Annotated in this window: 21 protein-coding genes; 16 read left to right on the top strand and 5 right to left on the bottom strand. The window is 64.7% G+C overall.

Annotated elements, in window-relative coordinates; genetic code table 11:
• The first annotated feature begins 88 nt into the window (after window positions 1-88).
• The gene (locus tag THSYN_RS01625) at window positions 89-2,704 is read left to right on the top strand and encodes an NACHT domain-containing protein (RefSeq protein ID WP_100917599.1); all 2,616 of its coding nucleotides are present in this window, start codon (window positions 89-91) and stop codon (window positions 2,702-2,704) included.
• Between the two features lie 91 nt (window positions 2,705-2,795).
• Window positions 2,796-4,181 (top strand): hypothetical protein, encoded by a 1,386-nt coding sequence (locus tag THSYN_RS01620; protein WP_100917598.1) that lies wholly within the window; start codon window positions 2,796-2,798, stop codon window positions 4,179-4,181.
• Window positions 4,182-4,257: 76 nt separating this feature from the next.
• Here the strand turns inward: THSYN_RS01620 and THSYN_RS01615 are convergent, their stop codons facing one another.
• The 4 genes from THSYN_RS01615 to truC all read right to left on the bottom strand — a co-directional run bounded on the left by THSYN_RS01615 (window position 4,258) and on the right by truC (window position 7,828).
• Window positions 4,258-4,740 (bottom strand): hypothetical protein, encoded by a 483-nt coding sequence (locus tag THSYN_RS01615; RefSeq protein WP_100917597.1) that lies wholly within the window; start codon window positions 4,738-4,740, stop codon window positions 4,258-4,260.
• A 104-nt stretch (window positions 4,741-4,844) separates the two neighbouring features.
• Window positions 4,845-5,921, bottom strand: coding sequence for an alkene reductase (locus THSYN_RS01610; protein ID WP_100917596.1), 1,077 nt, complete (start codon window positions 5,919-5,921; stop codon window positions 4,845-4,847).
• 147 nt (window positions 5,922-6,068) lie between these two features.
• Window positions 6,069-6,974 (bottom strand): DsbA family oxidoreductase, encoded by a 906-nt coding sequence (locus THSYN_RS01605; RefSeq protein ID WP_100917595.1) that lies wholly within the window; start codon window positions 6,972-6,974, stop codon window positions 6,069-6,071.
• 113 nt (window positions 6,975-7,087) lie between these two features.
• Window positions 7,088-7,828, bottom strand: a complete 741-nt coding sequence (gene truC, locus THSYN_RS01600; protein ID WP_100917594.1) for a tRNA pseudouridine(65) synthase TruC — start codon at window positions 7,826-7,828, stop codon at window positions 7,088-7,090.
• 117 nt (window positions 7,829-7,945) lie between these two features.
• Here truC and THSYN_RS01595 point away from each other — a divergent pair, with 117 nt between their 5' ends.
• The 11 genes from THSYN_RS01595 (at window position 7,946) to THSYN_RS01550 (ending at window position 17,305) form a co-directional block, all read left to right on the top strand.
• The gene (locus tag THSYN_RS01595; protein WP_100917404.1) at window positions 7,946-8,956 is read left to right on the top strand and encodes an IS1 family transposase; all 1,011 of its coding nucleotides are present in this window, start codon (window positions 7,946-7,948) and stop codon (window positions 8,954-8,956) included.
• Window positions 8,957-9,104: 148 nt separating this feature from the next.
• Window positions 9,105-9,332 carry a hypothetical protein gene (locus THSYN_RS34715; protein ID WP_172965199.1) on the top strand — a complete coding sequence of 76 codons (228 nt, stop codon included), beginning with the start codon at window positions 9,105-9,107 and terminating at the stop codon, window positions 9,330-9,332.
• Window positions 9,319-10,665: a 30S ribosomal protein S12 methylthiotransferase RimO gene (gene rimO / locus THSYN_RS01590; RefSeq protein WP_236848769.1), complete on the top strand. Its 1,347-nt coding sequence runs from the start codon at window positions 9,319-9,321 to the stop codon at window positions 10,663-10,665. Before THSYN_RS34715 ends, rimO begins: the two co-directional genes overlap by 14 nt.
• A gap of 105 nt (window positions 10,666-10,770) precedes the next feature.
• Window positions 10,771-11,001, top strand: a complete 231-nt coding sequence (locus THSYN_RS01585) for an AbrB/MazE/SpoVT family DNA-binding domain-containing protein (protein WP_100917592.1) — start codon at window positions 10,771-10,773, stop codon at window positions 10,999-11,001.
• An 11-nt stretch (window positions 11,002-11,012) separates the two neighbouring features.
• Window positions 11,013-11,453, top strand: coding sequence for a putative toxin-antitoxin system toxin component, PIN family (locus tag THSYN_RS01580; RefSeq protein ID WP_100917591.1), 441 nt, complete (start codon window positions 11,013-11,015; stop codon window positions 11,451-11,453).
• Window positions 11,450-12,919, top strand: a complete 1,470-nt coding sequence (locus tag THSYN_RS01575; RefSeq protein WP_100917590.1) for a class I SAM-dependent DNA methyltransferase — start codon at window positions 11,450-11,452, stop codon at window positions 12,917-12,919. The genes THSYN_RS01580 and THSYN_RS01575 overlap by 4 nt, the downstream gene beginning before the upstream one ends.
• An 85-nt stretch (window positions 12,920-13,004) precedes the next feature.
• Window positions 13,005-14,048: a PDDEXK nuclease domain-containing protein gene (locus tag THSYN_RS01570; protein ID WP_100917589.1), complete on the top strand. Its 1,044-nt coding sequence runs from the start codon at window positions 13,005-13,007 to the stop codon at window positions 14,046-14,048.
• Window positions 14,045-14,719, top strand: a complete 675-nt coding sequence (locus tag THSYN_RS01565) for a restriction endonuclease subunit S (RefSeq protein ID WP_100917588.1) — start codon at window positions 14,045-14,047, stop codon at window positions 14,717-14,719. Before THSYN_RS01570 ends, THSYN_RS01565 begins: the two co-directional genes overlap by 4 nt.
• Window positions 14,713-14,922, top strand: coding sequence for a hypothetical protein (locus tag THSYN_RS01560; protein ID WP_100917587.1), 210 nt, complete (start codon window positions 14,713-14,715; stop codon window positions 14,920-14,922). The genes THSYN_RS01565 and THSYN_RS01560 overlap by 7 nt, the downstream gene beginning before the upstream one ends.
• Window positions 14,919-16,505 carry an AAA family ATPase gene (locus tag THSYN_RS01555; RefSeq protein ID WP_100917586.1) on the top strand — a complete coding sequence of 529 codons (1,587 nt, stop codon included), beginning with the start codon at window positions 14,919-14,921 and terminating at the stop codon, window positions 16,503-16,505. The genes THSYN_RS01560 and THSYN_RS01555 overlap by 4 nt, the downstream gene beginning before the upstream one ends.
• Window positions 16,502-17,305, top strand: a complete 804-nt coding sequence (locus tag THSYN_RS01550; protein ID WP_100917585.1) for an HNH endonuclease family protein — start codon at window positions 16,502-16,504, stop codon at window positions 17,303-17,305. The genes THSYN_RS01555 and THSYN_RS01550 overlap by 4 nt, the downstream gene beginning before the upstream one ends.
• A gap of 52 nt (window positions 17,306-17,357) precedes the next feature.
• Here THSYN_RS01550 and THSYN_RS01545 read toward each other — a convergent pair whose 3' ends face one another.
• Window positions 17,358-18,251 carry a MipA/OmpV family protein gene (locus tag THSYN_RS01545; protein WP_100917584.1) on the bottom strand — a complete coding sequence of 298 codons (894 nt, stop codon included), beginning with the start codon at window positions 18,249-18,251 and terminating at the stop codon, window positions 17,358-17,360.
• A gap of 426 nt (window positions 18,252-18,677) precedes the next feature.
• Between THSYN_RS01545 and ubiE the strand changes: the two genes are divergently transcribed.
• Genes ubiE through ubiB form a run of 3 tightly spaced genes read left to right on the top strand, consistent with a single transcriptional unit; the run spans window position 18,678 to window position 21,750 of the window.
• Entirely contained in the window at window positions 18,678-19,427 is a 750-nt protein-coding gene (gene ubiE / locus THSYN_RS01535) for a bifunctional demethylmenaquinone methyltransferase/2-methoxy-6-polyprenyl-1,4-benzoquinol methylase UbiE (RefSeq protein WP_100917582.1), read from the top strand.
• Window positions 19,427-20,107 (top strand): ubiquinone biosynthesis accessory factor UbiJ, encoded by a 681-nt coding sequence (locus tag THSYN_RS01530; protein WP_100917581.1) that lies wholly within the window; start codon window positions 19,427-19,429, stop codon window positions 20,105-20,107. The genes ubiE and THSYN_RS01530 overlap by 1 nt, the downstream gene beginning before the upstream one ends.
• Window positions 20,104-21,750: a ubiquinone biosynthesis regulatory protein kinase UbiB gene (ubiB, locus tag THSYN_RS01525; protein ID WP_100917580.1), complete on the top strand. Its 1,647-nt coding sequence runs from the start codon at window positions 20,104-20,106 to the stop codon at window positions 21,748-21,750. Before THSYN_RS01530 ends, ubiB begins: the two co-directional genes overlap by 4 nt.
• Window positions 21,751-21,753: the final 3 nt, after the last annotated feature.

The following is a 21,753-nucleotide window of genomic DNA, read 5'->3' as shown; positions in this document are numbered from 1 at the left end:
CCGCAGGAGTAACGGTCGCGACCATCGGGGGATGGCGGCGCCGACGAGTAGGCTTAATCCCTTTATTTCCCATGCCCCCGGAGACCCCATGCCACTACCTGGCGGCGACGCAGACAAGGTCGGTAACCGCTTTGAGCTGCGCTGGACGGTTCGGCAGTTCATTCGACTGCTGACGGGGCAGGCGCAGTGGATTCACCTGGAGCCCATTGGGGACGAGGGTGACAAGATCGAGTTTCTGCTCGGCAGGGCGGACGGCCGGATCGAGGCCCATCAGGCCAAGCGGCAGCAGTCCGGCAAGGGGCACTGGACCATCGCGGAGCTGGCCAAGATCGGCGTGATGGATGGGTTGCGCAAGCACGCCGTGGATGGCGATGCCGCCTTCGTCTTCGTCTCGACCCAGGCCGCCAAGTCCCTTCCGGAGCTTGTCCACAGAGCCCTGGGTGCCAATGGCGACCTCACCGCCTTCCAAGCCGCGCTGACCCCTGACTTGTCGGGCGAGTTCAGCGATCTGGAGTGGCGACTCGGGAACGTCAGCAATGCCCAAGCCCTCAAGGCGCTCTGCAACAGCGATTGGAAGAACCAAGACGAGCAGGGGCTCGCCGACACGGTGCTGGCGCTTCTGGGCGCGTACCTCACCGGCGATCCGGAGACCGCCCTCGACGGCCTCGCCCGGTTTGCTACTGACTCGGTGCATCGGCGCCTTGCCCCGGACGAGATCTGGAAGGAATTGGACCGGCGCGGTATCCGGCCTTCCGAACTGGGCCGGGACCAGAGCCTCGCCGTTCGCGTGCGCGAGTGCGCTTCTGAATTCCTGGAATCCCGACCCTACGGGATCGGGGATCTGACTGTCCCGCGGGCCGAGGCGGAGCGGGTCGCCCGCGCCCTGCTCGATCCAGAAGCCGCCGCCGGCAGTGTTTTCCTGGAAGGGCCGGCTGGTGTGGGCAAATCCGGCGTGGTCGCCCAGGTCGTACAGCACATGGCCGAGGCGGGTTGGCCGATGCTCCCCATTCGGCTGGACCTGATCGACCCGACCCAAAGGCCCGCGGAGATCGGCCGTCAACTCCTCGGGCGAGACAAGTCCCCCGTGGCGCTGCTCGCCGGATTGGCCGCGGGGCGCGATTGCCTCTTGGTCCTCGACCAACTCGATGCCGTCAGCATCGTGTCCGGTCGCAACCCGCAGGTCTTCAACGCCGTGGCCGCCATGATCCGCGAGGCCAGGGCGCATCCGAAACTCCGGGTCTTACTGGTCTGCCGGACCTTCGACCTTGAGAACGACCCGAGGCTGCGCGAACTGAGTCGCCAGGACGGGCCGGGCACCCGGCGGATCACCGTGGGTCCGTTTGATGAGGCAGCGGTCAAGGACGTCCTGGTCCATCTGGGGATCGATCCGAGCCGACTCGACACCCGCCAGCTCGATCTCCTGCGTTTGCCCCTTCACCTTGCCCTGCTCGCGGGGGTCATCGCCGGGGAGACCGGCAAGGGGCTGACCTTCGCGACCGCCAAGGACCTGTATGACGCCTATTGGCTACGCAAGCGCACCGACCTGCGGCCGGTGCTGGCCGATCCTAACGCCTTCGAGACCCTGCTCCAGCGACTCTGCGATGTCATGAACGACCGTCAGGCGCTATCGGTACCGCGTGGCCTGCTGCCGCCCGGGGACGCCGATCTCGAACGCCTGGTCGCTGCCAATGTGCTAATTCGCCAGGGGCTTCGGATCGCGTTCTTCCACGAGGGGTTCTTCGACTATGTCTTTGCCCGGCGGTTCTGCGAGCTTGGGGAGCCCCTGCTGCATCTGCTGCGGTCGGCCGGCGAGCAGGACCTGTTTCGCCGCTCCCAGGTCCGTCAAATCCTGGTCTACCGACGCGATGAGGACTTCGACGCCTATCTCAGCGACCTGAGCGATTGTCTGGAGGCCGACGACGTTCGCTTCCACATCAAAAAGCTGGCGATCGGGGTCGTCGGGTTGGCGACTGATCCGCGCCCGGAGGAATGGTCCATCCTCGTCGAGCACCTGGGAGACGGAAAGATGCGTCTCGCGGGCACGGTGCGCGAGGCCCTGTGGCCGTCGGCGGCCTGGCTTCGATTTCTTCGCGATCGGGGAGTCCTGCCCCAATGGCTGAACGACCCGCGGACCGAGGTTGCCAATTTCGCCTTCAATTGGTTGGGGAACCTGGTCGAAGCGGAGCCGGACTCGGTCGCGGAACTGCTGGAGGGGGAGGCCAACCGCTCACCGGAGCAGGACGAGCGCGTGCTTGCCATCGCGGCGCGACACGAGGCGGCGGTCCATTCGGGGCGGATCGAGGCACTTTTTCATCGTCTGGCCGCCGGGCCGGGCCGCGATTGGGACTCCATCTGCTCGGCGTATCGCGCGTTTATCGAGACCCACAGCTATGGGGACAAGCGCGGTGCGATGGTCGCATGCCGTGCCCTGGGCCGCTGGCTGGGACTGATTGCTGGTCATCCCGATCGTGTTGAGTCCTTCTCCCGAGACAGGGGAGGCTCCGGGGCCATACCGGAACGATCATTGGAAACGATGGGAGCCCTGGGAGCCAGCAGACGAATCCGACCGGTCCGCCAGCCGCCGCCGACAGGCCCAGTGGCATCGTTCGGATCTGGGGATTCGCCAGCTCACGTTATTAAGCGCCCTGCCAGACTCGAAACTTTCTCCGATCGGGCGCCGCCGCATCGGCGAATTGGAACGTAAGGCACAATCGATGGGATGGAAGCTGGAGGCCCCATGGGGCACCCGGGGCGGGACAGTCATCTCTCCAGTGCCAAGAAAGGCGACGGCCCTGATGAGCGATTCCCAGTGGATGTCCGCGATTCGGAGGTATAGGGACGATTCGGAAAAACAGTGGTTCGAGGATCGCGTCCTCGGCGGAGCCAGAGAACTCGCTGGCGCACTCGAAGCGCGGACCAAGGCGCAGCCAGAGCGTTTTGCCAGACTCTTGTTGACCTTGCCGGAAGACGCCAACGAGGCGTACTACGGGGCGATCGTTCGTGGCCTGAAGGACAGCGCCTTGCCGCTGGACCTCTTGGCCCGGGTCGCAGAGCGAGCGCACCATCGGCCCGGTCGTCCCCATGGACACTGGCTGCCTCAGACCATCGCAAGTCATGGCGGCGCTCAACTCTCGCCGGAACTGCTCGACATGATCGCCTGGTATGCAACCGAAGACCCGGACCCGACCGACGAGCATTGGCGGAGTGGTGCGGCGGGCGAAGAGCCCGCCGATGGCGGCGACCCCCGCTTTCACGGAATCAACAGCGTTCGCGGCACCGCTGCCCATGCGATTGCGTCACTCATCGCCCAGGATGTCGTCTATTGGGGATACTTCAGCCAATTTCTGGAACGTATGGTTTGCGATCCGTCGGTTGCTGTGCGGACCTGTGTGGCCGATGCTTGTATCGAGATATTGAGGTACGACCGCCCGCTCGCGATCGGCCTTTTCCTGCGGCTTTGTGATACCGAGGACGTCTTGCTCGCCGCCCGGTCGATTGAGAAATTCATTTACTACACGGCGCATACTGACCTCGAGTCGCTGCGCCCTATCATCGAGCGCATGTTGGAATCGTCCCAGGGGGCCGCAAGAAAGGCGGCTGCCAGGCAGGCTACCTTCGTCGCCTTGTCGCATGAAAGTGCGCGCGCCCTGGCGGATGCGGCGCTGAACGGTGATGCTGAAATGCGCCAGGGCGCGGCCGAGGTCTTGGCACTCAACGTCCTGACTGCTCCTGACTTAAGCTACGCTCACTCGCGCCTCATCGAGTTATTCTCGGATCCGGATGTCACTGTGCAACGCCTTGCTGGAGACTGGACGAGACGGCTCAAGGAAGTAGCAGAGGGTGGGGCATTGGTCGGGGTCCTGGAGGCATACATCAAGAGCCCCGCATTCAGGTTGACCGCGAGCAATTTTTTCCGGAGGATGGAGGGTACCGCGGACATATCCCCCGCCCTCCTGCTGCGCGCCGGCCAGCGATTCGTCGATGTAGTCGGAACCGATGCCGGTAACGTCGCCGGAACCAACGCCTTCGCCGCCGAGCAACTGAGCGAACTGGTCTTGCGCGCCTACCGACAGGCCGAGGACGCCCCGGATCTGCGTCGAGAATGCCTGGACTTATTCGACCGACTGCTGGAGGTGGGCGGTTACGGTGCCGACAAGGCGATCGAGGCGTTCAGCCGATGAGCGCCTTGCGAGACGCGACGCTTGCAGTCCGCGAACCAAGCGATTCCAGTCGGAGCCTGGATGGCCCGGACCATGCTCAAGGCTCTGTCCGCCGAGGCCCTAATGACTCTGGTCGGCAGTCTCCTGAGCGTCCAGGAGTTCCTTGAGCCGGGCACGCCCCCGCATCGTCGAGCCCCCGCAGGAGTTCCTCGATCGGAAGCCCGCGCAGGCGATCCTCAGGCGGCAGTTCTTGCACCAACTCCAAGATGATGCTGACCGAGCGACTGACGACCGGCAAACGATAGACGCCCTCTTTGACCGCCACGACCTCGGTTTGACCGAACAGCCCCCGCGGGCGCCGCGTGGTCACGGCATAGAGCCAAAAGTCCGCGGGCGGCGCGGCGGCGGCGAAGACCTTGAGATAGTTGACATAGTGACCGATCAGTTCCTCGTGCGAGATCGCGCCGAACTGGGGTGCGGCGCTCCCAGTGGGCTGCTCAATCACCGCCTGGTGACGCATCGACAGGTCCGGCGCGCGGTAGCGCGGCGCCAGGGGCATGGCCTCGAAGTCGACCTCCATCAATTCCCCCAAGCCACGGCGCCACCGACTCCACGCCGACCCTCCGCGGGCGGCTCAGCTCCAGCGCGGCGCTATCGACCGCCTGCACATCGCCCCCGTCGGGTTCAAGACCCCAGCGCCGGATAGTCGGTGTAGCCCTTGGCATCAGGCGTGTAGAAGGTCGCCATATCGGGGGCGTTCAGCGCGGCACCGACGCGCATCCGTTCGACCAAATCGGGATTGGCCAGGAAGGGACGGCCAAAGGCGATGAGGTCGGCCCGCTGTTCGGCAAGCGCCGCCTCCGCGGTGGCCCGGTCGAAACCGCCCGCCAGGATGAAGGGTCCGTCGAAGCGCTCGCGCAGTTGAACCTTCAGTCCCTCCGGCACCGGGGGTGCACCCATCGCCGCGTGGTCGAGGACATGCAGATAGAGCAGTCCGAGCGCCGAAAGGTCCTCACAGAGCGCGAGGTACTGGGCATCGACGTCCGCAAAGGGCCCGGTGCCGTTGAAAACCCCGTAGGGCGACAGGCGGAGGCCGACCTTATCCGCGCCGATCGCCGCCGCAACCGCCTGCACCACCTCAATCGCGAACCGGTTCCGACCCTCAATACTGCCCCCGTAACCGTCGGTGCGCTGATTCACGTTGGGATTGAGGAATTGCTCGATCAGATAACCGTTGGCCCCATGCAATTCCACGCCATCGAACCCGGCCTCCATCGCAAGACCCGCCGACCGGGCGAACTCCGCCACGGCCTGCGCGATATCGTCCTCGGTCATCGCAAGGGCGGGGCTTAAGGGCTGCAGGCCCAGCGTGTCGGTATACATCTCCCCGGGACAGACACCGGCGACGGGACCCAGCACTTGCGCACCAGCGGGCAGATTCGCCACCTGTGCGACACGCCCCGTGTGCATCAACTGCACGACGATCGTCCCGCCCTTGGCATGGACGGCGTCGGTGGTCAGCCGCCAGCCGCGGACCTGCCCGGCATTGTAGAGCCCGGGGATGCGGGGATAGCCGAGCCCGTCGGGCGAGGGCGCAGTCGCCTCGGAGACGATCAGGCCGGCCGCGGCGCGCTGGGCATAGTACTGTGCCATCAGGGCGTTTGGGGTGTTGCTTTCGACGGCGCGACTGCGCGTCATCGGCGCCATGACGATCCGGTTGCTCAGTTGCAGGGAGCGGATGCGAACGGGTTCAAAGAGCATGGAAACCTCCAGAAAGACGCGAGAGTTTATTGAGTCCGGCGGGGAACCTGTGGGAGCGGCCTCCGGCCGCGACGGGGCCTCGCAAACAGCCGCAGCTTCGCCCGATATGCAATTGCCGTCCAGCGGGGCTCGTCATGGCGTGCCCGATCAGGTCGCACAGAGGCCGGTCACTGAATCGCAGCCGGGGCCGGCGGCCATGGGCTCCCAGAAACACCCCTGGCCCGCGGCCACCCGGCGGATGTCCCCGGCCGCCTCCAGGCCGGCGAGGAGCCGTTCCAGGTCGGCAGGCGACAGGTCAAAGACCGTGGTCAGTTCGACCGGCGCCGCCCGGCCGAAGGTGCGCAGGAAACCGAGCAGGCCGGCGGCATCGGGCATCGGTGCCCGCCACTGGAGGGCGCCCTCGCTCAGCGTCTCGATGACCGCCTGCATAGCCTGAAAGTTCTGGTAACCCCGCAGCACGAGCGCACGCTCGCCAAAGCGCAGGCCGAAGGTCGGGAAACCACGCACCCCGAATTGGCGCGTCAACTCCAGGTCCGCGCGGAAGGCGTGCTCGGCGGAACCGTCCGTCAGGTGACCGATGAAGGTTGCGAGGTCGAGACCGACGTCGCCGGCCAGCTCGATCAGGACCTCGCGCCGACCGGTCTCGCGCGCCTCGGCAGCGGAGGCCTCACGCAGCCGGCGCAGATAGCTGCCCCCCAGCGCCGGTGCGGTCAGCTCCGCGGCCTTGACGGCGATGTTCTGCGGGTAGGTGGAGACGACCTCCGCGGTGAACAACCGGAAGCCCTCGGTACGCACCGGCATCCCGTGCCGCTGCGACGCCTCCAGCCAGTGAGAGGCGATTTGCGCATTGGACCGCTCCGGGTCGCCGCCGATCGCGTTGGCGCTGTCGTAGAAGGCGCGGATGTCCTCCACCAGGCCGCCCATCACGGGCCGAATCCGCACCTGATCGCCATATCCGACCTGCAGCTTGCGCAGCACGGGTTCGGCCCCCCAGCACCAGGTGCAGACCGGGTCGGTGAAGGCAAGGATCTCAAGGGTCTGCTGGATTTCCATGGGGTGCTCCTGGGGTCTTGGTTGCTGGTGCTCAGTGGACCTGGACCACGGCACCGCCGGTACCCGAACTTTGACTGCGCTCGACGTCACTGAGGCGCGACGATGTCCTCGTGTCAGCAATCCTTGCCGGACACTCTTGCCACCTCTCCCCAGCCGAGCGCGTTGACGATACGCGCGAAGTCTGCCCCCGGGGCTGTCCTCATCGCCAGCGGCTCTCCGCTGTGCGGATGGATGAGATGCAGCGCGGTCGCTGCCAACAGCAGGCGCTGGTTGCCGAAGTGATCGCGAAAGAACTGGTTGTGGCGGCCGTCGCCGTGCGTGGTGTCGCCGATGACGGGATGGAAGATGTGCCTCAGGTGCCGGCGGATCTGATGCTTGCGACCGGTTTTCGGTTGCAGCTCGACGAGCGAGTAACGGGCGGTGCCATAACGGCCAACGGGATGCGGCAGCTCGGCGGTGCAGAGACGCCGATAGTGGGTGATCGCCTGCTGGGGGGCCTTGTCTGGATCGGCGAGCGCGTCCGCGATCTTATCGAGCTCCTCGCGCAGGGCATAGTCGATCACGCCGGCCTGATCCGTGTAACCGCGCACGATGGCGCGGTAGGTCTTCTGCACCAGCCCCGCGGTGAACTGGTCATTGAGCGCGCGGGCGGTCGCCGGGTCGAGGGCGAACACCAGGATACCGGAGGTGGGCTTATCGAGGCGATGCACCGGATAGACGCGCCGGCCGACCTGGTCGCGCACCAGTTGCAGGGCGAAGCGGGTCTCGTGCTTGTCGATGAGGCTGCGGTGGACGAGCAAGCCGGACGGCTTGTGCACCGCGATCATGACGTCGTCTAAGTACAGGATTTCCATGCGCACCGAGCATACGGCACTGGTTCAGTTTAATTCCTGTTTACAAGACATTGAAATATATGTAATATATCTAGTTCGGCGCGGGTTTCCGTCACTTTTTGAATAAGTGAGAACTTCTTGAACGGACAATGGACATGCCCTCATTGCAATTCACAGAATTGTCGGCATCACAAGACGTATCAAACCGGTCATAACGGTACGCGTTTGCTGTGGCGATGTCAAAGTTGCAATAGGCTCTTTTCCGAGACCAAAGCCACCCTTATCGAGGGGCTCAGGAAACCGACCAGCTTCATCATTCAAGTGCTCAAAACGCGCACTGAGGGGATCGGCTTGAACGCCGCCTGCCGGGCCTTCGCGATTGCGAAGAATACGTTGCTCCTATGGGAGCGTCGCCTGGCCGATTGCAAGGATGTGCTGGTCATATATGCCCTGACGCACACCTTTATTGAGCAACTGATCGAAGGTGATGAGCTTTATACGAAAGTGAATAGGAATGTCCCCCCGGAGGATTGTGAAGGCTGGACGATCGTACTGATGGAAAGGGCAAGTCGATTTATCTGGGCGCTTCAGTGCGGGAAAAAGGATCGCAGCCTATTTTCATATGCCATACAAATACTTAGAGATGTCATCCTGCGTACTGGCGATGTCACTCTAGTCACCGACGGGGAACGTCGGTATGGCAATCTCCTGTTTGAAATTTGCCACGAAGTATTGCGAACCGGAAAACGCGGCCGCCCACCGAAAGTGCTTCGTCGCGGTGTGAAGGTGCGCCTTAAGAATAAAGGGAAAGGAACTGATAGAACGGGGCACTCGCGTCCCAAATACGAAACCCCTCATCCGGAGCATCCAGAAACCGATCAAGATGTGACGCCAGCCGATATTCATGCTAATCATTTGGAAGCATCGAACGCTTCATTTCGGCGAAAGAATTCTGCTTATCGCCGCCGAACGAATACGTACGCGAAGAGCATTTCTGGTTTGCAAAGAACATTGGATATGTTGTGGATTGTCCATAACTTTATTCGCAGCCACTTCACGACAAAACAGGTTCCTGCGGTGGCTCTGGGGATTCTCCAGCAGGGACTCTCGTGGGATGAGGTCCTTAGAGTTCGACAGCCCAGGTTATAAAAATACTACAAAAACATAAGGATAAGGAAGAACCAAACTGAACCAGTGCCGAGCATACCGGGTTGCCGTAGGTCCTGCGCCGCAGATTTCGCGTCCTGGTCCCCCGCCCGTCGTTGTCGTTGTCGTTGTCGTTGTCGTTGTCGTGATCGTGGTCGGATTGTTCGATTACGACAACGACAACGACAACGACGGCGTCCCCGGGATCTCGGTCACCGCATCAGTTCTGATCGCACCCGTCGCCGTGCGCGCGTTTGTGTCCGCGCCCCCGGCCCCATACCATGGCAACCCGATCCGACTCGCCCGCCGGCCGCCGCGCGCCGACGCCCTGCCCTGCCCATTGCCCGCCATCCCGGAGCCCTGCCTTGGCCACACCTGACCGCACCCCGGCCCCTGCCGGCCCGCCCCGCATCGGCTTCGTCAGCCTGGGTTGCCCCAAGGCGACCGTGGACTCGGAGCACATCCTCACCCGCCTGCGGGCCGAGGGCTATGCGATCACCCCGAGCTATGACGGGGCGCAACTCGTTATCGTCAACACCTGCGGCTTCATCGACGCGGCGGTGGAGGAGTCCCTGGAGGCGATCGGCGAGGCCCTGGCCGCAAACGGCCGCGTGGTGGTCACCGGCTGTCTGGGGGCACGCGCGGACCTGATCCGCGCCGCCCACCCGCGGGTGCTCGCCGTCACGGGCCCGCACGACCTGGACGCGGTGATGGCCGCCGTTCACCGGGAACTGCCGGCCCCCCATGACCCCTTCCTGGACCTGGTGCCGCCGCAGGGGGTGCGGCTCACCCCGCGCCACTATGCCTATCTCAAGGTCTCCGAGGGCTGTAACCACCGCTGCACCTTCTGCATCATCCCCAGCCTGCGCGGGGACCTGGTGAGCCGCCCGCTGGGCGACATCCTGACCGAGGCCGAGCGCCTGGTGGAGGCCGGGGTGCGTGAGATTCTGGTCATCGCCCAGGACACCAGCGCCTATGGCCTGGATCTGCGCTACCGGCCGGACTTCTGGAAGGGCCGGCCGCTCACCAGCGATCTGGTCACGCTGGCCCGCACCCTGGGTGAACTGCCGGCCTGGGTGCGGATGCACTATGTCTATCCCTATCCCCATGTGGACGCACTGATCCCGTTGATGGCGGAGGGGGTGATCCTGCCCTATCTCGACATGCCGCTGCAGCACGGCGCCGAGCGCGTGCTCAAGGCCATGCATCGACCGGCCGCCGCGGAGCGCGTCCTGGAGCGGCTGGAGCGCTGGCGCTCGGCCTGCCCGGAACTCATCCTGCGCAGCACCTTTATCGTCGGCTTCCCCGGGGAGACGGCGGCGGAGTTCGAGTGCCTGCTGGACTTCATCCGCGCCGCACGCCTGGACCGGGTCGGCTGTTTCCCCTACTCGCCGGTGGCGGGGGCGGCGGCCAATGAGCTGCCGGACCCGGTGCCGGAGGAGGTCAAACAGGAGCGCCTGGCGCGCTTCATGGAGATCCAGGCGCAGATCAGCCGGGACAAACTCGCCCAACGGATCGGGCAGCGTCTCACGGTGCTGGTGGACGAGGTGGACGATGACGAGGTCATCGCCCGCAGCGTCGGGGACGCCCCGGAGATCGATGGCGTCGTCGTCATCCCCGGCGCCTGGGAACTGGACCCCGGCGACTTCATCGAGGTCGTGGTGACCGACTCCGGCGACCATGATCTGTGGGCCGAGCCGGTGGAGGATTGATTCGCTCGCGTCCGGGTTATCCCGGAGCCTGCCGTAATGGCCGCCGCCATTGCCGATGCCGCCGTCAAGCGCTAAAGTAAGGAATCCTTACCTGGAGTCGATCCGATGCTCGCCAAGCTGACCGCCAAGAACCAACTCACCCTGCCCAAGGCCGTGACCGAGGCGGTCGGTCGGAGCGAGTATTTCCAGGTGGAAACCCGCGACGGCCAGATCATACTCACGCCCGTGCGCGTCCAGCGGGCGGACGCCGTGCGGGCCAAGCTGGCCGAATTGAACCTGACCGAAGCGGACATCGACGATGCCGTCGCCTGGGCGCGGCAGGGCGACCGGGCCTGACGGGCAGGCCCGTGGCCGCGGCGCACCGCCCCCCGCGTGTCGTGATCGACACCAATCTGGTCCTGTCCGCCCTGGTCTTCGGCGGCGCCCGGCCGGGCGCCTTGCGCCGGGCCTGGCAGCAGCGGCGTGTCATACCGCTGATCTCGACCGTCACCGCGACCGAATTACTGCGTACCCTGGGCTATCCCAAATTCAGCCTGTTTGCCGCCAAGCAGAAAGAACTCCTGGCCGACTATCTGCCCTGGTGCGAAACGGTCGCAGTCCCGGACCCGCCGCCCGCAACGCCGGCCTGCCGCGACCCCTTCGATCAGCCCTTCCTGCACCTGGCCGCCGCCGGCCGGGCCGACGTCCTCGTGACGGGCGATGCCGACCTGCTGACCCTGGCGGACGCCTTCGCCCCCCGGATCATCACGGCGGCCCGCCTGCTCGAATCACTGGAACGAGCGGCATGACCATAGTCACCCACGATATCGTCGCCAAGCTTTGGACCCTCTGCAACCTGCTCAAGGACGACGGCGTCACCTATCACCAGTACGTCACCGAGCTGACCTACCTGCTGTTCCTCAAGATGGCCAAGGAGACCGGCACCGAGGACCAGATCCCGGACGGCTACCGCTGGGACGATTTAGAGGCCAAGTCCGCCGCCCGGCGGCTGGAGATCTACAAGGTCACACTGATCCACCTGGAGAACCACGGTTCGCCGCTGGTTCGTCAGATCTTCGGAAATGCCAGCTCATTCATAAAGAAGGCCGCGACCCTCTCCGCCCTGGTCACAGAGATCGACAAGCTCGACTGGTACAGCGCCCGCCAGGAGGGCCTGGGCGACCTCTATGAAGGGCTCTTGCAGAAGAACGCCAACGAGAAGAAATCCGGCGCCGGCCAATACTTCACCCCGCGCCCCCTGATCGATGCCATGGTCGCGGTCATGCGCCCCACCATTGACGACATCATCCAAGACCCGGCGGCCGGCACCGGCGGTTTCCTCATCGCCGCCGCCCACTGGCTGCGCGCGCACGGCGACCCGGACGGCTGGACCGAGGCGCAGCAACGCAAGTACCGGCGTAACACCTTCTACGGGATGGAGCACGTCCAGGACGTTCACCGCTTCGCCCTCATGAACCTGATGCTCCACGGACTCGACTCCGCGCCACGCGGCGCCGGCATCCGCTACGGCGACACCCTCTCGCCCGAGGGTCAGGCGCTCCCCCGCGCCACCTTGATCCTCACCAACCCGCCCTTCGGCACCAAGAAAGGCGGCGGCCTGCCGACCCGCACCGACTTAAGCTTCCCGACCAGCAACAAGCAGTTTTGTTTTCTCCAGCATTGCTATCTGGGCCTCAAGCCCGGCGGGCGCGCCGCCCTGGTCCTGCCCGACAACGTGCTCTTCGAGGGTAATGTCGGCCGCTCCATCCGCGCCGACCTGATGGACAAGTGCGACCTCCACACCGTGCTGCGCCTGCCCACTGGCATCTTCTATGCCCAGGGAGTCAAGACCAATGTCCTCTTCTTCACCCGCGGCGAAACGCAGAAGGATAATACGCGCGAAACCTGGGTCTATGATCTCCGGGCCAACATGCCGCAGTTCGGCAAGCGCACCCAACTCACCCGCGAACACTTCGCCGACTTCGAGGCCGCCTTCGGTGAGGACTCCTTGGGTGGCCCGCAGATCCTGAGCCGCCGCGAGGACACCGGAGAAACCGGCCGCTTCCGCCGCTTCACCCGCGAGGAGATCGCCGCCCGCGGCGACAGCCTCGACATTGCCTGGCTCAAGGACGACAGCGCCGACACCGGCGAGGATCTGCCCGAACCCGCCGTGCTCGCGGTGGCGGCGATGGACGAACTGGAGGCCGCGATCGAAGAACTGCGCGGTATCCTGGCGGAGTTAGGGGAAGGCCAGGAAGAAGAGGTTGTAGAATGACCTACCTCCCCCCGGGCAGTCTGATGATTGCAGCACTGCTACGACCATCGGTGCGCAGGCGATCCCTATCAGTGGAGGTGCAAGAGTGACTTCGGATCACCCCTCCCTGCTCACCACGCCTGAAGGCTATGGGGATTGGCTCGCGGCCCTAAAGTCACGCATCCACGCCGCGCGCCAGCGGGCCGCGTTGGCAGCGAACCGCGAATTGGTCTCTCTCTACTGGGAGATTGGTCGAGATATTCTGGAGCGTCAGGCGCGACTGGGTTGGGGGGCCAAGATCATCGAGCGTCTGGCACACGACCTGCGAACCGCCTTTCCCGAGATGAAAGGATTTTCGCGCTCTAACCTGCTCTACATGCGCGCCTTCGCCGAGGCTTGGCCCGACGAGACAATTGTCCAACAGCTTGTTGGACTTTTGCCGTGGGGTCACAATCTCTTTCTTCTCAGTAAGTTGAAGGGGCCGGACCGGCGCCTTCGGTACGCCCGGCGGGCCCTCGAACAGGGCTGGTCCCGTAATACCTTGGGCATCCACATAGAGACTCGCTTGCTGGAACGTGAAGGTCAGGCCATCACCAACTTCGCGCTGCAACTGCCCGCACCCCAGTCCGACCTTGCCCGTAATCTCCTCAAGGACCCCTACATCTTCGACTTCCTCGATATCGGCCAAGAGGCCAACGAACGCGCCATCGAAACCGCCATGGTGGAACATATTACCCGCTTTCTGCTGGAGTTGGGTGCGGGCTTTGCCTATGTGGGTCGCCAGGTTCCGTTGGAGGTTGGCGGTGAGGATTTCGTACTGGACCTGCTCTTCTATCACCTCAAATTGCACTGTTATCTGGTCGTCGAACTGAAGGCAGGGGCTTTCAAGCCGGAGTACGCCGGCAAGCTCGGCTTCTACCTGAGTGCCGTGGATGCCCAAATTGCCACCAACCAGGATGGGCCGACCATCGGGCTGCTTTTATGCAAGACCCGGAACCGCCTGGTGGCCGAGTACGCCCTGCGGGACATCAATAAGCCTATGGGTGTCGCGGAATACCAACTCACCGCAGCCCTGCCGGACGAGCTACAGTCCAGCCTGCCGACGATCGAGCAGATCGAGCGGGAGTTAGGGGGAGAAGAGCAGGAATGACCGGGCTGCCGGAGAGTTGGACGACCTGCAGACTCGGCGATGTCGTCGACTATGGCACGCCAGACAAGGCAGAGCCTGACGCCATTCCAGCCGATGCCTGGGTTCTGGAGCTTGAAGATATTGAGAAAGGCACGTCTAAGATTCTCCAGCGACTCACGTTCGCGCAGCGCCAATCCAAAAGCACCAAGAACCGCTTTGCTGCAGGTGATGTGCTTTACGGCAAGCTTCGACCCTATCTGAACAAGGTAGTCTGCGCCGATGGGGCCGGCTTCTGCACGACGGAGATCATTCCGCTAAAGCCGTCAGTGTGGCTGGACGGCCGGTATCTTTTCTATTGGTTGAGGCACCCGACGTTTCTTGATTACGTAACGGCCGAAAGTCATGGATTGAATATGCCTCGGCTCGGTACCAAGTCGGGAAGGGATGCCCCTTTCGTGCTCGCCCCAATCAATGAGCAGAGACGCATCGCCGACAAACTCGACACGATCCTCGCGCGGGTGGACGCCTGCCGCGAGCGCCTCGACCGCGTGCCTGCGACCCTCAGGATGACGAACCCGCAGGACTACTCCTCGAACGCGTCCGCGCGGCCCGCGCGTTCGAGCCAACCAGGCCCGGAAAGCGTGGTGGCCGTCGCGCGGCCAAGACTCAGAAGCCCGAAACCACCATGCTGAATCGCCACGACATCGAAAGCAACCATCTGGCGGCCATTCTGGATGAGCGCGGCCCGCTCACGGCCGAGGCCCTGTGGTCCGCCGCACAACTCGATATTGACGACTTTTATAATCAGCTCAAGGATGAAGAGACCCGGGGTTTCCTGAAAGAGCGCCAGGGTAATTCGGTCACAGCGCCGCGCCTGTTGGAGGTGGCAGCGTGAGACTCGATCGGCTGCGAATCCCGCGTTACCGCAATCTGCGCGGTTTCGAGATCGAGTTCGACGAACAGCAGCCGACAACGGTGCTCCTGGGTCGCAACGGTACCGGCAAGTCGAACCTGATGGAGGCGATCGTCGAGATCTTTCGGGACCTGGAACTGGGCGTCCCCCCGCTCTTCGCCTATACCCTGGACTATGTCTGTCGCGACCACGCTATCCATATCGATGCCGACCCGGCCCGTTCCAACCGGCGTCTCGAGATCAGCGTCGATGGCCGCCCGTTGGCCCAGGCGGCCTTTCAGCGCGACCTGGACACCTATTTGCCCAATTACGTCTTTGCTTATTATTCCGGTTGGAGCAGCCGCTTGGAGCGGCATTTCGACCGCCCGACGCGTAGGCACTACGATCACATCCTGAAGAGCCCGGACGGCAAACTCCCCCTGCGGCGCCTGTTTTTCTGCCGTATGGAGTACAGTCAACTCGTACTGCTCGCCTTTTTCCTGGCGGGATCGGCTGCCGGTCACCAGGTCTTGCGGGATTATCTGGGCATCGCGCGCTTCGAGTCGGCACTGTTCGTGCTCAAGACCCCTTGGTGGCGGGGCAGCGGCTCGCCCACCAAGACGCGTCAGGCCGATGGCGACCCGCGCTTCTGGTATGCCCGCGGCGCCTTCAAGGGCTTCCTGGACCGTCTGTGGAAACGCGCCCTGGCGCCGATCCGCAATACCGAGACGATCGAGCGCGACGTGCGTCGGCAGGGCGAAACTACTGAAAGGCTCTATCTGTTCATCAAGAACGAGGCCGAGCTTGCAGCACTGATGGAGCCGGGCGAGGACCCCAAGACCCTGTTCGGCTACCTGGAGAGCCTCTTCCTCTGCGACCTGATCGACGAGGTCCGGGTCACGGTAGAGCGGACCGACGGCGAGCGCGTGAAGTTCGTGCAGATGAGTGAGGGGGAACAACAACTCCTCACCGTGCTCGGGCTCTTGCTCTTCACCCAAAACGACGAATCGCTTTATCTCCTCGACGAGCCGGATACCCACCTCAACCCGGTCTGGACCTACGATTTCTTGAGGCTCTTGCAGGAGAACATCCGCGCCGAGAAAGGCCAACTGATCGTTGCGACCCACAATCCATTGATGATCGGCAGTCTGCGCAGGAACCAGGTCCGCTTGCTGGTTTCCACGGAGGGCGCCATCGCTGCAATCGAGCCCGACTTCGATCCGATCGGGATCGGTGTGGAAGGATTGCTGAAAACCGAGTTGTATGGGTTGCCGTCGACACTGGCGCCGGAGGTCCTTGGGAAGCTCGACCGGCATTATGATCTGCTTGGAAAACCGGAAAAGACCGAGGCAGAACAGGGCGAATTGATGCGCCTTGCCGCGGAACTGAATGCGCTTGGGGTATCACGCACCCATCCAAATCCCTATTTTGAATCCTTTGCCAATGCCATGGCGAGGCGCCGCCCGGCGGAACGTCATGCGCCGCTGTCGAAAGAAGACATTGACGCTCAGGCGGAGTTGGCCGATGCGGTGATTGCCGAACTGTTGGCCGAGGAGCAGGCCGCTGTTAACGGTGGTAGGGCGTGAGGTATATTCCGCTGCGGGACAGGTCGCCGGACCCAGCCTGGGAAGCAAAGGCGAAAGCACTGCTGGCTGAACTGAAGTCGGCTCCCGATGCCACCGCACGGAATGCGATCATTGATGCTCATGAAAAGGTCTGGGGCGAACTCAAGTCCTGGCTCTTGGATCTTTCTCACGGGAAGTGCTGGTTTTCCGAGGCCAAGGACTGCTTCAGTCATTGGCATGTGGAACATTACCGCCCGAAGAAGTCGGCCAAGGATGCCGATGGCACCAAACATGACGGGTACTGGTGGCTCGCCTTCGAGTGGCGGAACTTCCGAATCTGCGGCAACGTGGGGAACGGCAAGAAGGGCACCTATTTTCCGCTACGTCCGGGGTGTTTGCGATGCATGGCACAGGGTGATCATCGGTACGAAGACCCGATGTTGCTGGACCCTGCAGACGAGCACGATCCTACCCTATTATCATTCAACATAGAGGGCCGCGCGGTGCCGGCGGCTCATATCACTGATGACTGGGAAAGGGAGCGGGTAGAGTATTCGGTGGAGAGGTGCAGTCTCGATTTTCCGACGCTCATGGACAAGCGCAAAGTCGTGTGGTCCGAGTGCTGGGGCAGGATACAGAAGTATCTTGAAGAACTCGAGCGCTACCATGCGGACAAGAGCAACGCAATAGCGAAGAACGGATACAAGGAAGCGGCTGGAAATGTGCGGAGGCTCATCCGCGAGGACCAGGAGTTTACCGCTGTCGCCCGCGCCTGCGTACTAAGCTCCGGCGACCCGCGAGTGTTGGGGTTGCTGCGATAGGCTCGGCGCCTGGCTGGCCGCTCCGTAGCCCCCGCGTCAGCCTGGCATCCGCTCAGTCGAATGCCTCGGACGACACCAGCGTTGCGGAGCGCAGCGGACGCAGGATCAGGACCGCCCCGACCACGAAGTTGTTTTCCTGTTTCACCAGTGGGCTGTCGGCGAAGGCCGTGCCGCTCAAGTTGTCCCAGCGTGAGTAGAAGCCGAACGAGACCCGCGGCGTCATGTCGTATTGGATGGAGAATGACAGTGAGGCCCCGCTGTAGCCGCCGGCCGCGTGATAGGCGGGGCGGGTCGCCGTGGCATAGGCCGGGGCCACGTCATAGAAATAGCCGTTGTAGACCCGGTCCCCGGCGTGGAGCCCGAGCCCGAACTGGAACTTGATCCGCTGGTCGCGCAAGCTGCTGCGGTTATAATAGACGGCGTTCAGACTCCCGGCCACGCCCTGGTAGCGAACCTGCAGGCCGGAGGCGAAGTCGATCGCGGCAGCGGCCCTGGCGGCGGCCTGGAGATAGACCCGATCCACCGGGTCGCGCCCGAGAAAATACCACTTGATGGAGGGGCCGAGCTCACCGATGGCGTCCAGGCCCGGCATCCCGGCCCGGGCCTCGTTGTCCTCGTCCACCGGCGGATTGCCGGAGAGTGAGATGCTGGTCTCGATCTGGGGGCCCTGGTAGAAGATGCCCCGCACCCCCTCGCGGCCGGCGCGCAGATATTTGCCGCGGTAGGTCAGGAAGGGGGTGGGGAAGGCATAGACCCGCGATTCATCGGACCCGGGGTAGTGTGGCAGGTCGGCGACGAAGTTGAACAGACCCAGTTCCCACAGCGGTTCCATGATGGGGCCTGAACCGGACTGCGAGTCCGATCCGCTGGCCGTCACCGGGGCGCCGAGGGCGACCGCCAGGCACAGTGCGGCGGCCAGGCGGAATCGTGGGGGTCTGATGGGCACGCGGTGGCTCCGGTTATCCTGATGAAGGCTGGGTATCCGCAAGATGGGCACGGTTAAGCGCCTCGGGCGCTACGCGGGACTGTAGCCTTGCCGGGGGTGGACAACAAGCCCAGGCCCCGGGCCGGGTGCGATCAGAACTGATGTGGTGACCGAGTTCCCGGGTACCCTGTCGTTGTCGTTGTCGTTGTCGTAATCGAATAATCCGACCACGATTACGACCACGATTACGACAACGACAACGACAACGACTCGCGCCGCGGCCCCGGCGCGGTGGGTCCGCCCGTAGGGTCCGCTGTGCGGACCGAGCGCGCCGACCGAGCGCCGCCCCGTCACGCGCCCCCGGGCCGCCCCCGCCATCATGTAGAATCGCACCCCAAGACGGGCCCCCGCGAGGGGCCGGCGGACACGCGCAAGAGTAACGAGGCCATGGCGGAACAAGAGACGACCCATTTCGGCTACCAGCAGGTGCCGGTCGAGGAGAAGGCGGTGCGGGTGCGCGAGGTCTTCGACTCCGTGGCCTCGCGCTACGACCTCATGAACGACCTGATGTCGCTCGGCATCCACCGACTCTGGAAGCGCCACGCCATCGCGCTGGCCGGGGTGCGCCGCGGGCAGCGGGTGCTGGACCTGGCCTCGGGCACCGGGGACCTGGCGGCGCGCTTCGCCGGCATCGTGGGCCCCAGCGGGCAGGTGGTGATGTCCGACATCAACGAGGCGATGCTCTCGCGCGGCCGGGAGCGGCAGCTCGATCAGGGGCGGGTGGGCAACCTCAACTATGCCCTGGCGAACGCCGAGCGCCTGCCCTTCGTCGGCGAGCACTTCGACTGCGTGACCATCGGCTTCGGGCTGCGCAACGTGACCCACAAGGAGTGGGCCATCGCCGAGATGTATCGGGTCCTGCGCCCCGGCGGGCGCGCCCTGATCCTGGAGTTCTCCCACCCCACGAGCAAGGCCTTCAGCCGGGTCTATGACCTCTATTCCTTCAACGTGCTGCCCATCCTGGGCCGGCTGGTCACCAACGACTCGGAGAGTTACCGCTACCTGGCCGAGTCGATCCGCATGCACCCGGACCAGGAGAGTCTGCGCACCATGATGGAGGGGGCCGGGTTCGAGCGCTGCACCTACTTCAACCTGACCGGCGGGGTGGTGGCCATCCATCGGGGGTACAAGCTGTGATGAGCGACGACGACACACTGGACCCGGGGCGCGACCCCGCGGCGGGTTTCACGATCCCCGCGGGCCTGCTGGCCACGATCGAGGCGGCCCTGAATCAGTACATCGCCCTGGACCCGGAGGGCGCACGCGCCTTCGCGCCGACCTACGGGCACATCATCTGCATCGACATCGAGGGCCTGGGCGCCCGTCTGACCCTGATCCCCGGCCCTGACCGGGTCCAGGTCTTCGGCGCCTATGACGCCACCCCGGATTGTCTGATCCGCGGCGCCCCGCTCGCCCTGTTGCGCATGATGACGGCCGGGCGCAAGGAGTCCCAACTGTCCTCCGGCGCGGTGCGGATCGAGGGCGATGCGGCCGTCGCCCAAGCCCTGAGCGACGCCCTGGCGGGGCTCGACGTGGACTGGGAGGAGCAACTGGCCCGGGTGCTCGGCGACCCCATCGCCAACCAGATCGGGCGCGCCCTGCGCGCCGCCGGCGACTGGGGCGGGCGCACGCGCGATACCGCGCGGGCCAATCTCAAGGAGTATCTGGAGGAGGAGTCGCGCCTGCTGCCCACGCGCTACGAGGTGGATGAGTTCCTGCGCCAGGTCGACACCCTGCGCGACGACGTCGAGCGCCTGGCCGCACGGATCGCGCGGCTCGCGGCCCGCGCGGACGCGGAGCGCGGCAGCCCGCGATGATCGGCGCGCGTCAGGCACTGCGCCTGTTCCGAATCAACTGGGTGCTGCTGCGTCACGGCCTGGACGAGGTCATCCTCGCCACCCACCTGTTCCGCCCCCTGCGCTGGGTCCTCTATCTCACCCCCTGGTACTGGCTGCGCCGCGATCTGCCCGCCTATCCGGTGCGGGTGCGCCTCGTGCTGGAGGACCTGGGGCCGATCTTCGTCAAGTTCGGCCAGATCCTCTCCACCCGCCGCGATCTGCTCCCCGATGACCTGGCGGTCGAACTGGCCAAGCTCCAGGACCGGGTCCCGCCCTTCCCCGGGGCCCAGGCGCAGGCCCTGATCGAGAAGGCCTGGGGCCGCCCGGTGGGCGAGGTCCTGGACGAGTTCGAGCTGCGCCCGCTCGCCTCCGCCTCGGTCGCCCAGGTCCACACCGGGCGGCTCAAGGACGGAACCGAAGTGGTGGTGAAGGTGCTGCGCCCGGGGATCGAGAAGACCATCCGCCAGGATATCGATCTGCTCTACACCATCGCCCGCCTGGCCGAGCGCTACTGGCCGGACGGCCGGCGCCTGCGCCCGGTGGAGGTGGTGCAGGAGTACGAGAAGACCATCTTCGACGAGTTGGACCTGCAACGCGAGGCGGCCAACTGCTCGCAACTGCGGCGCAACTGGCTGCACAGCGAGATGCTCTATATCCCGGAAGTCTACTGGGACTGGACCCGCGCCTCGGTACTGGTGATGGAGCGCATCTACGGCACCCCGGTGGCCGATGTGCCCCGGCTCAAGGCGCAGGGCGTGAGCATGAAGCTCCTGGGCGAACGCGGCGTGGAGATCTTCTTCACCCAGGTGTTCCGCGACAACTTCTTCCACGCCGACATGCACCCGGGCAACATCTTCGTCGAGCCCAGCGGGCGCTACATCGCGGTCGACTTCGGCATCGTCGGCACCTTGACGAGCGACGACCAGCGCTATCTGGCCGAGAACCTCCTCGCCTTCTTCGAGCGCGACTACCGGCGCGTGGCCGAACTGCATGTGGAGTCCGGCTGGGTCCCGCCCGGCACCCGGGTGGACGAGTTCGAGTCCGCCATCCGCACCGTCTGCGAGCCGATCTTCGAGAAGCCGCTCTCCGAGATCTCATTCGGGCACTTTCTGGTGCGGCTCTTCCAGACCGCCCGGCGCTTCGACATGGAGGTCCAGCCCCAACTGGTCCTGCTGGAGAAGACGCTGCTCAACATCGAGGGCCTGGGCCGGATGCTCTACCCGGAACTGGACCTGTGGACCACCGCCAAGCCCTACATGGAGCGCTGGATGCGCGACCAGATCGGCGTCAAGGGCCTGGCCAAGCGCACCCGGCGCAACCTGCTCACCATCGCCGACCAGTTGCCCGACCTGCCGCTGGTGGTGCACCGCATCCTGCACGCCGCCGACCTGGACGCCCGCCGCACCCTCGCCGCCGCCAAGACGGTCAACGACCACGACCGGGCCGCGGAGGCGCGCGCCGGACTCTCCGCCCGCGCCCTGGCCGGGGCCACGCTCGCCGTCTGCGGCACCCTGGTGCTGGTCCTGGGCCCCGGCCAGTGGCTGCCCCCGCAACTCGCCTTGGGGCTGGTAGGGGCCTCCTGGTTCGGCGGCGCCTGGCTGCTCTTCTCCACCGGCCGTTGAACG

It is taken from the genome of Candidatus Thiodictyon syntrophicum (genome assembly GCF_002813775.1).
In the GTDB taxonomy this organism is placed as follows: domain Bacteria; phylum Pseudomonadota; class Gammaproteobacteria; order Chromatiales; family Chromatiaceae; genus Thiodictyon; species Thiodictyon syntrophicum.
The sequence above is the reverse complement of the archived record's forward strand: the minus strand, read 5'-3'. Positions and strand labels throughout refer to the sequence as shown.

Coding starts and splice junctions, on each gene's coding strand:
- THSYN_RS01625 (WP_100917599.1), top strand. CDS start 89: ATGCCACTACCTGGCGGCGACGCAGACAAGGTCGGTAACCGCTTTGAG.
- THSYN_RS01620 (WP_100917598.1), top strand. CDS start 2,796: ATGAGCGATTCCCAGTGGATGTCCGCGATTCGGAGGTATAGGGACGAT.
- THSYN_RS01615 (WP_100917597.1), bottom strand. CDS start 4,740: ATGGAGGTCGACTTCGAGGCCATGCCCCTGGCGCCGCGCTACCGCGCG.
- THSYN_RS01610 (WP_100917596.1), bottom strand. CDS start 5,921: ATGCTCTTTGAACCCGTTCGCATCCGCTCCCTGCAACTGAGCAACCGG.
- THSYN_RS01605 (WP_100917595.1), bottom strand. CDS start 6,974: ATGGAAATCCAGCAGACCCTTGAGATCCTTGCCTTCACCGACCCGGTC.
- truC (WP_100917594.1), bottom strand. CDS start 7,828: ATGGAAATCCTGTACTTAGACGACGTCATGATCGCGGTGCACAAGCCG.
- THSYN_RS01585 (WP_100917592.1), top strand. CDS start 10,771: ATGCTCGCCAAGCTGACCGCCAAGAACCAACTCACCCTGCCCAAGGCC.
- THSYN_RS01575 (WP_100917590.1), top strand. CDS start 11,450: ATGACCATAGTCACCCACGATATCGTCGCCAAGCTTTGGACCCTCTGC.
- THSYN_RS01565 (WP_100917588.1), top strand. CDS start 14,045: ATGACCGGGCTGCCGGAGAGTTGGACGACCTGCAGACTCGGCGATGTC.
- THSYN_RS01560 (WP_100917587.1), top strand. CDS start 14,713: ATGCTGAATCGCCACGACATCGAAAGCAACCATCTGGCGGCCATTCTG.
- ubiE (WP_100917582.1), top strand. CDS start 18,678: ATGGCGGAACAAGAGACGACCCATTTCGGCTACCAGCAGGTGCCGGTC.
- THSYN_RS01530 (WP_100917581.1), top strand. CDS start 19,427: ATGAGCGACGACGACACACTGGACCCGGGGCGCGACCCCGCGGCGGGT.
- ubiB (WP_100917580.1), top strand. CDS start 20,104: ATGATCGGCGCGCGTCAGGCACTGCGCCTGTTCCGAATCAACTGGGTG.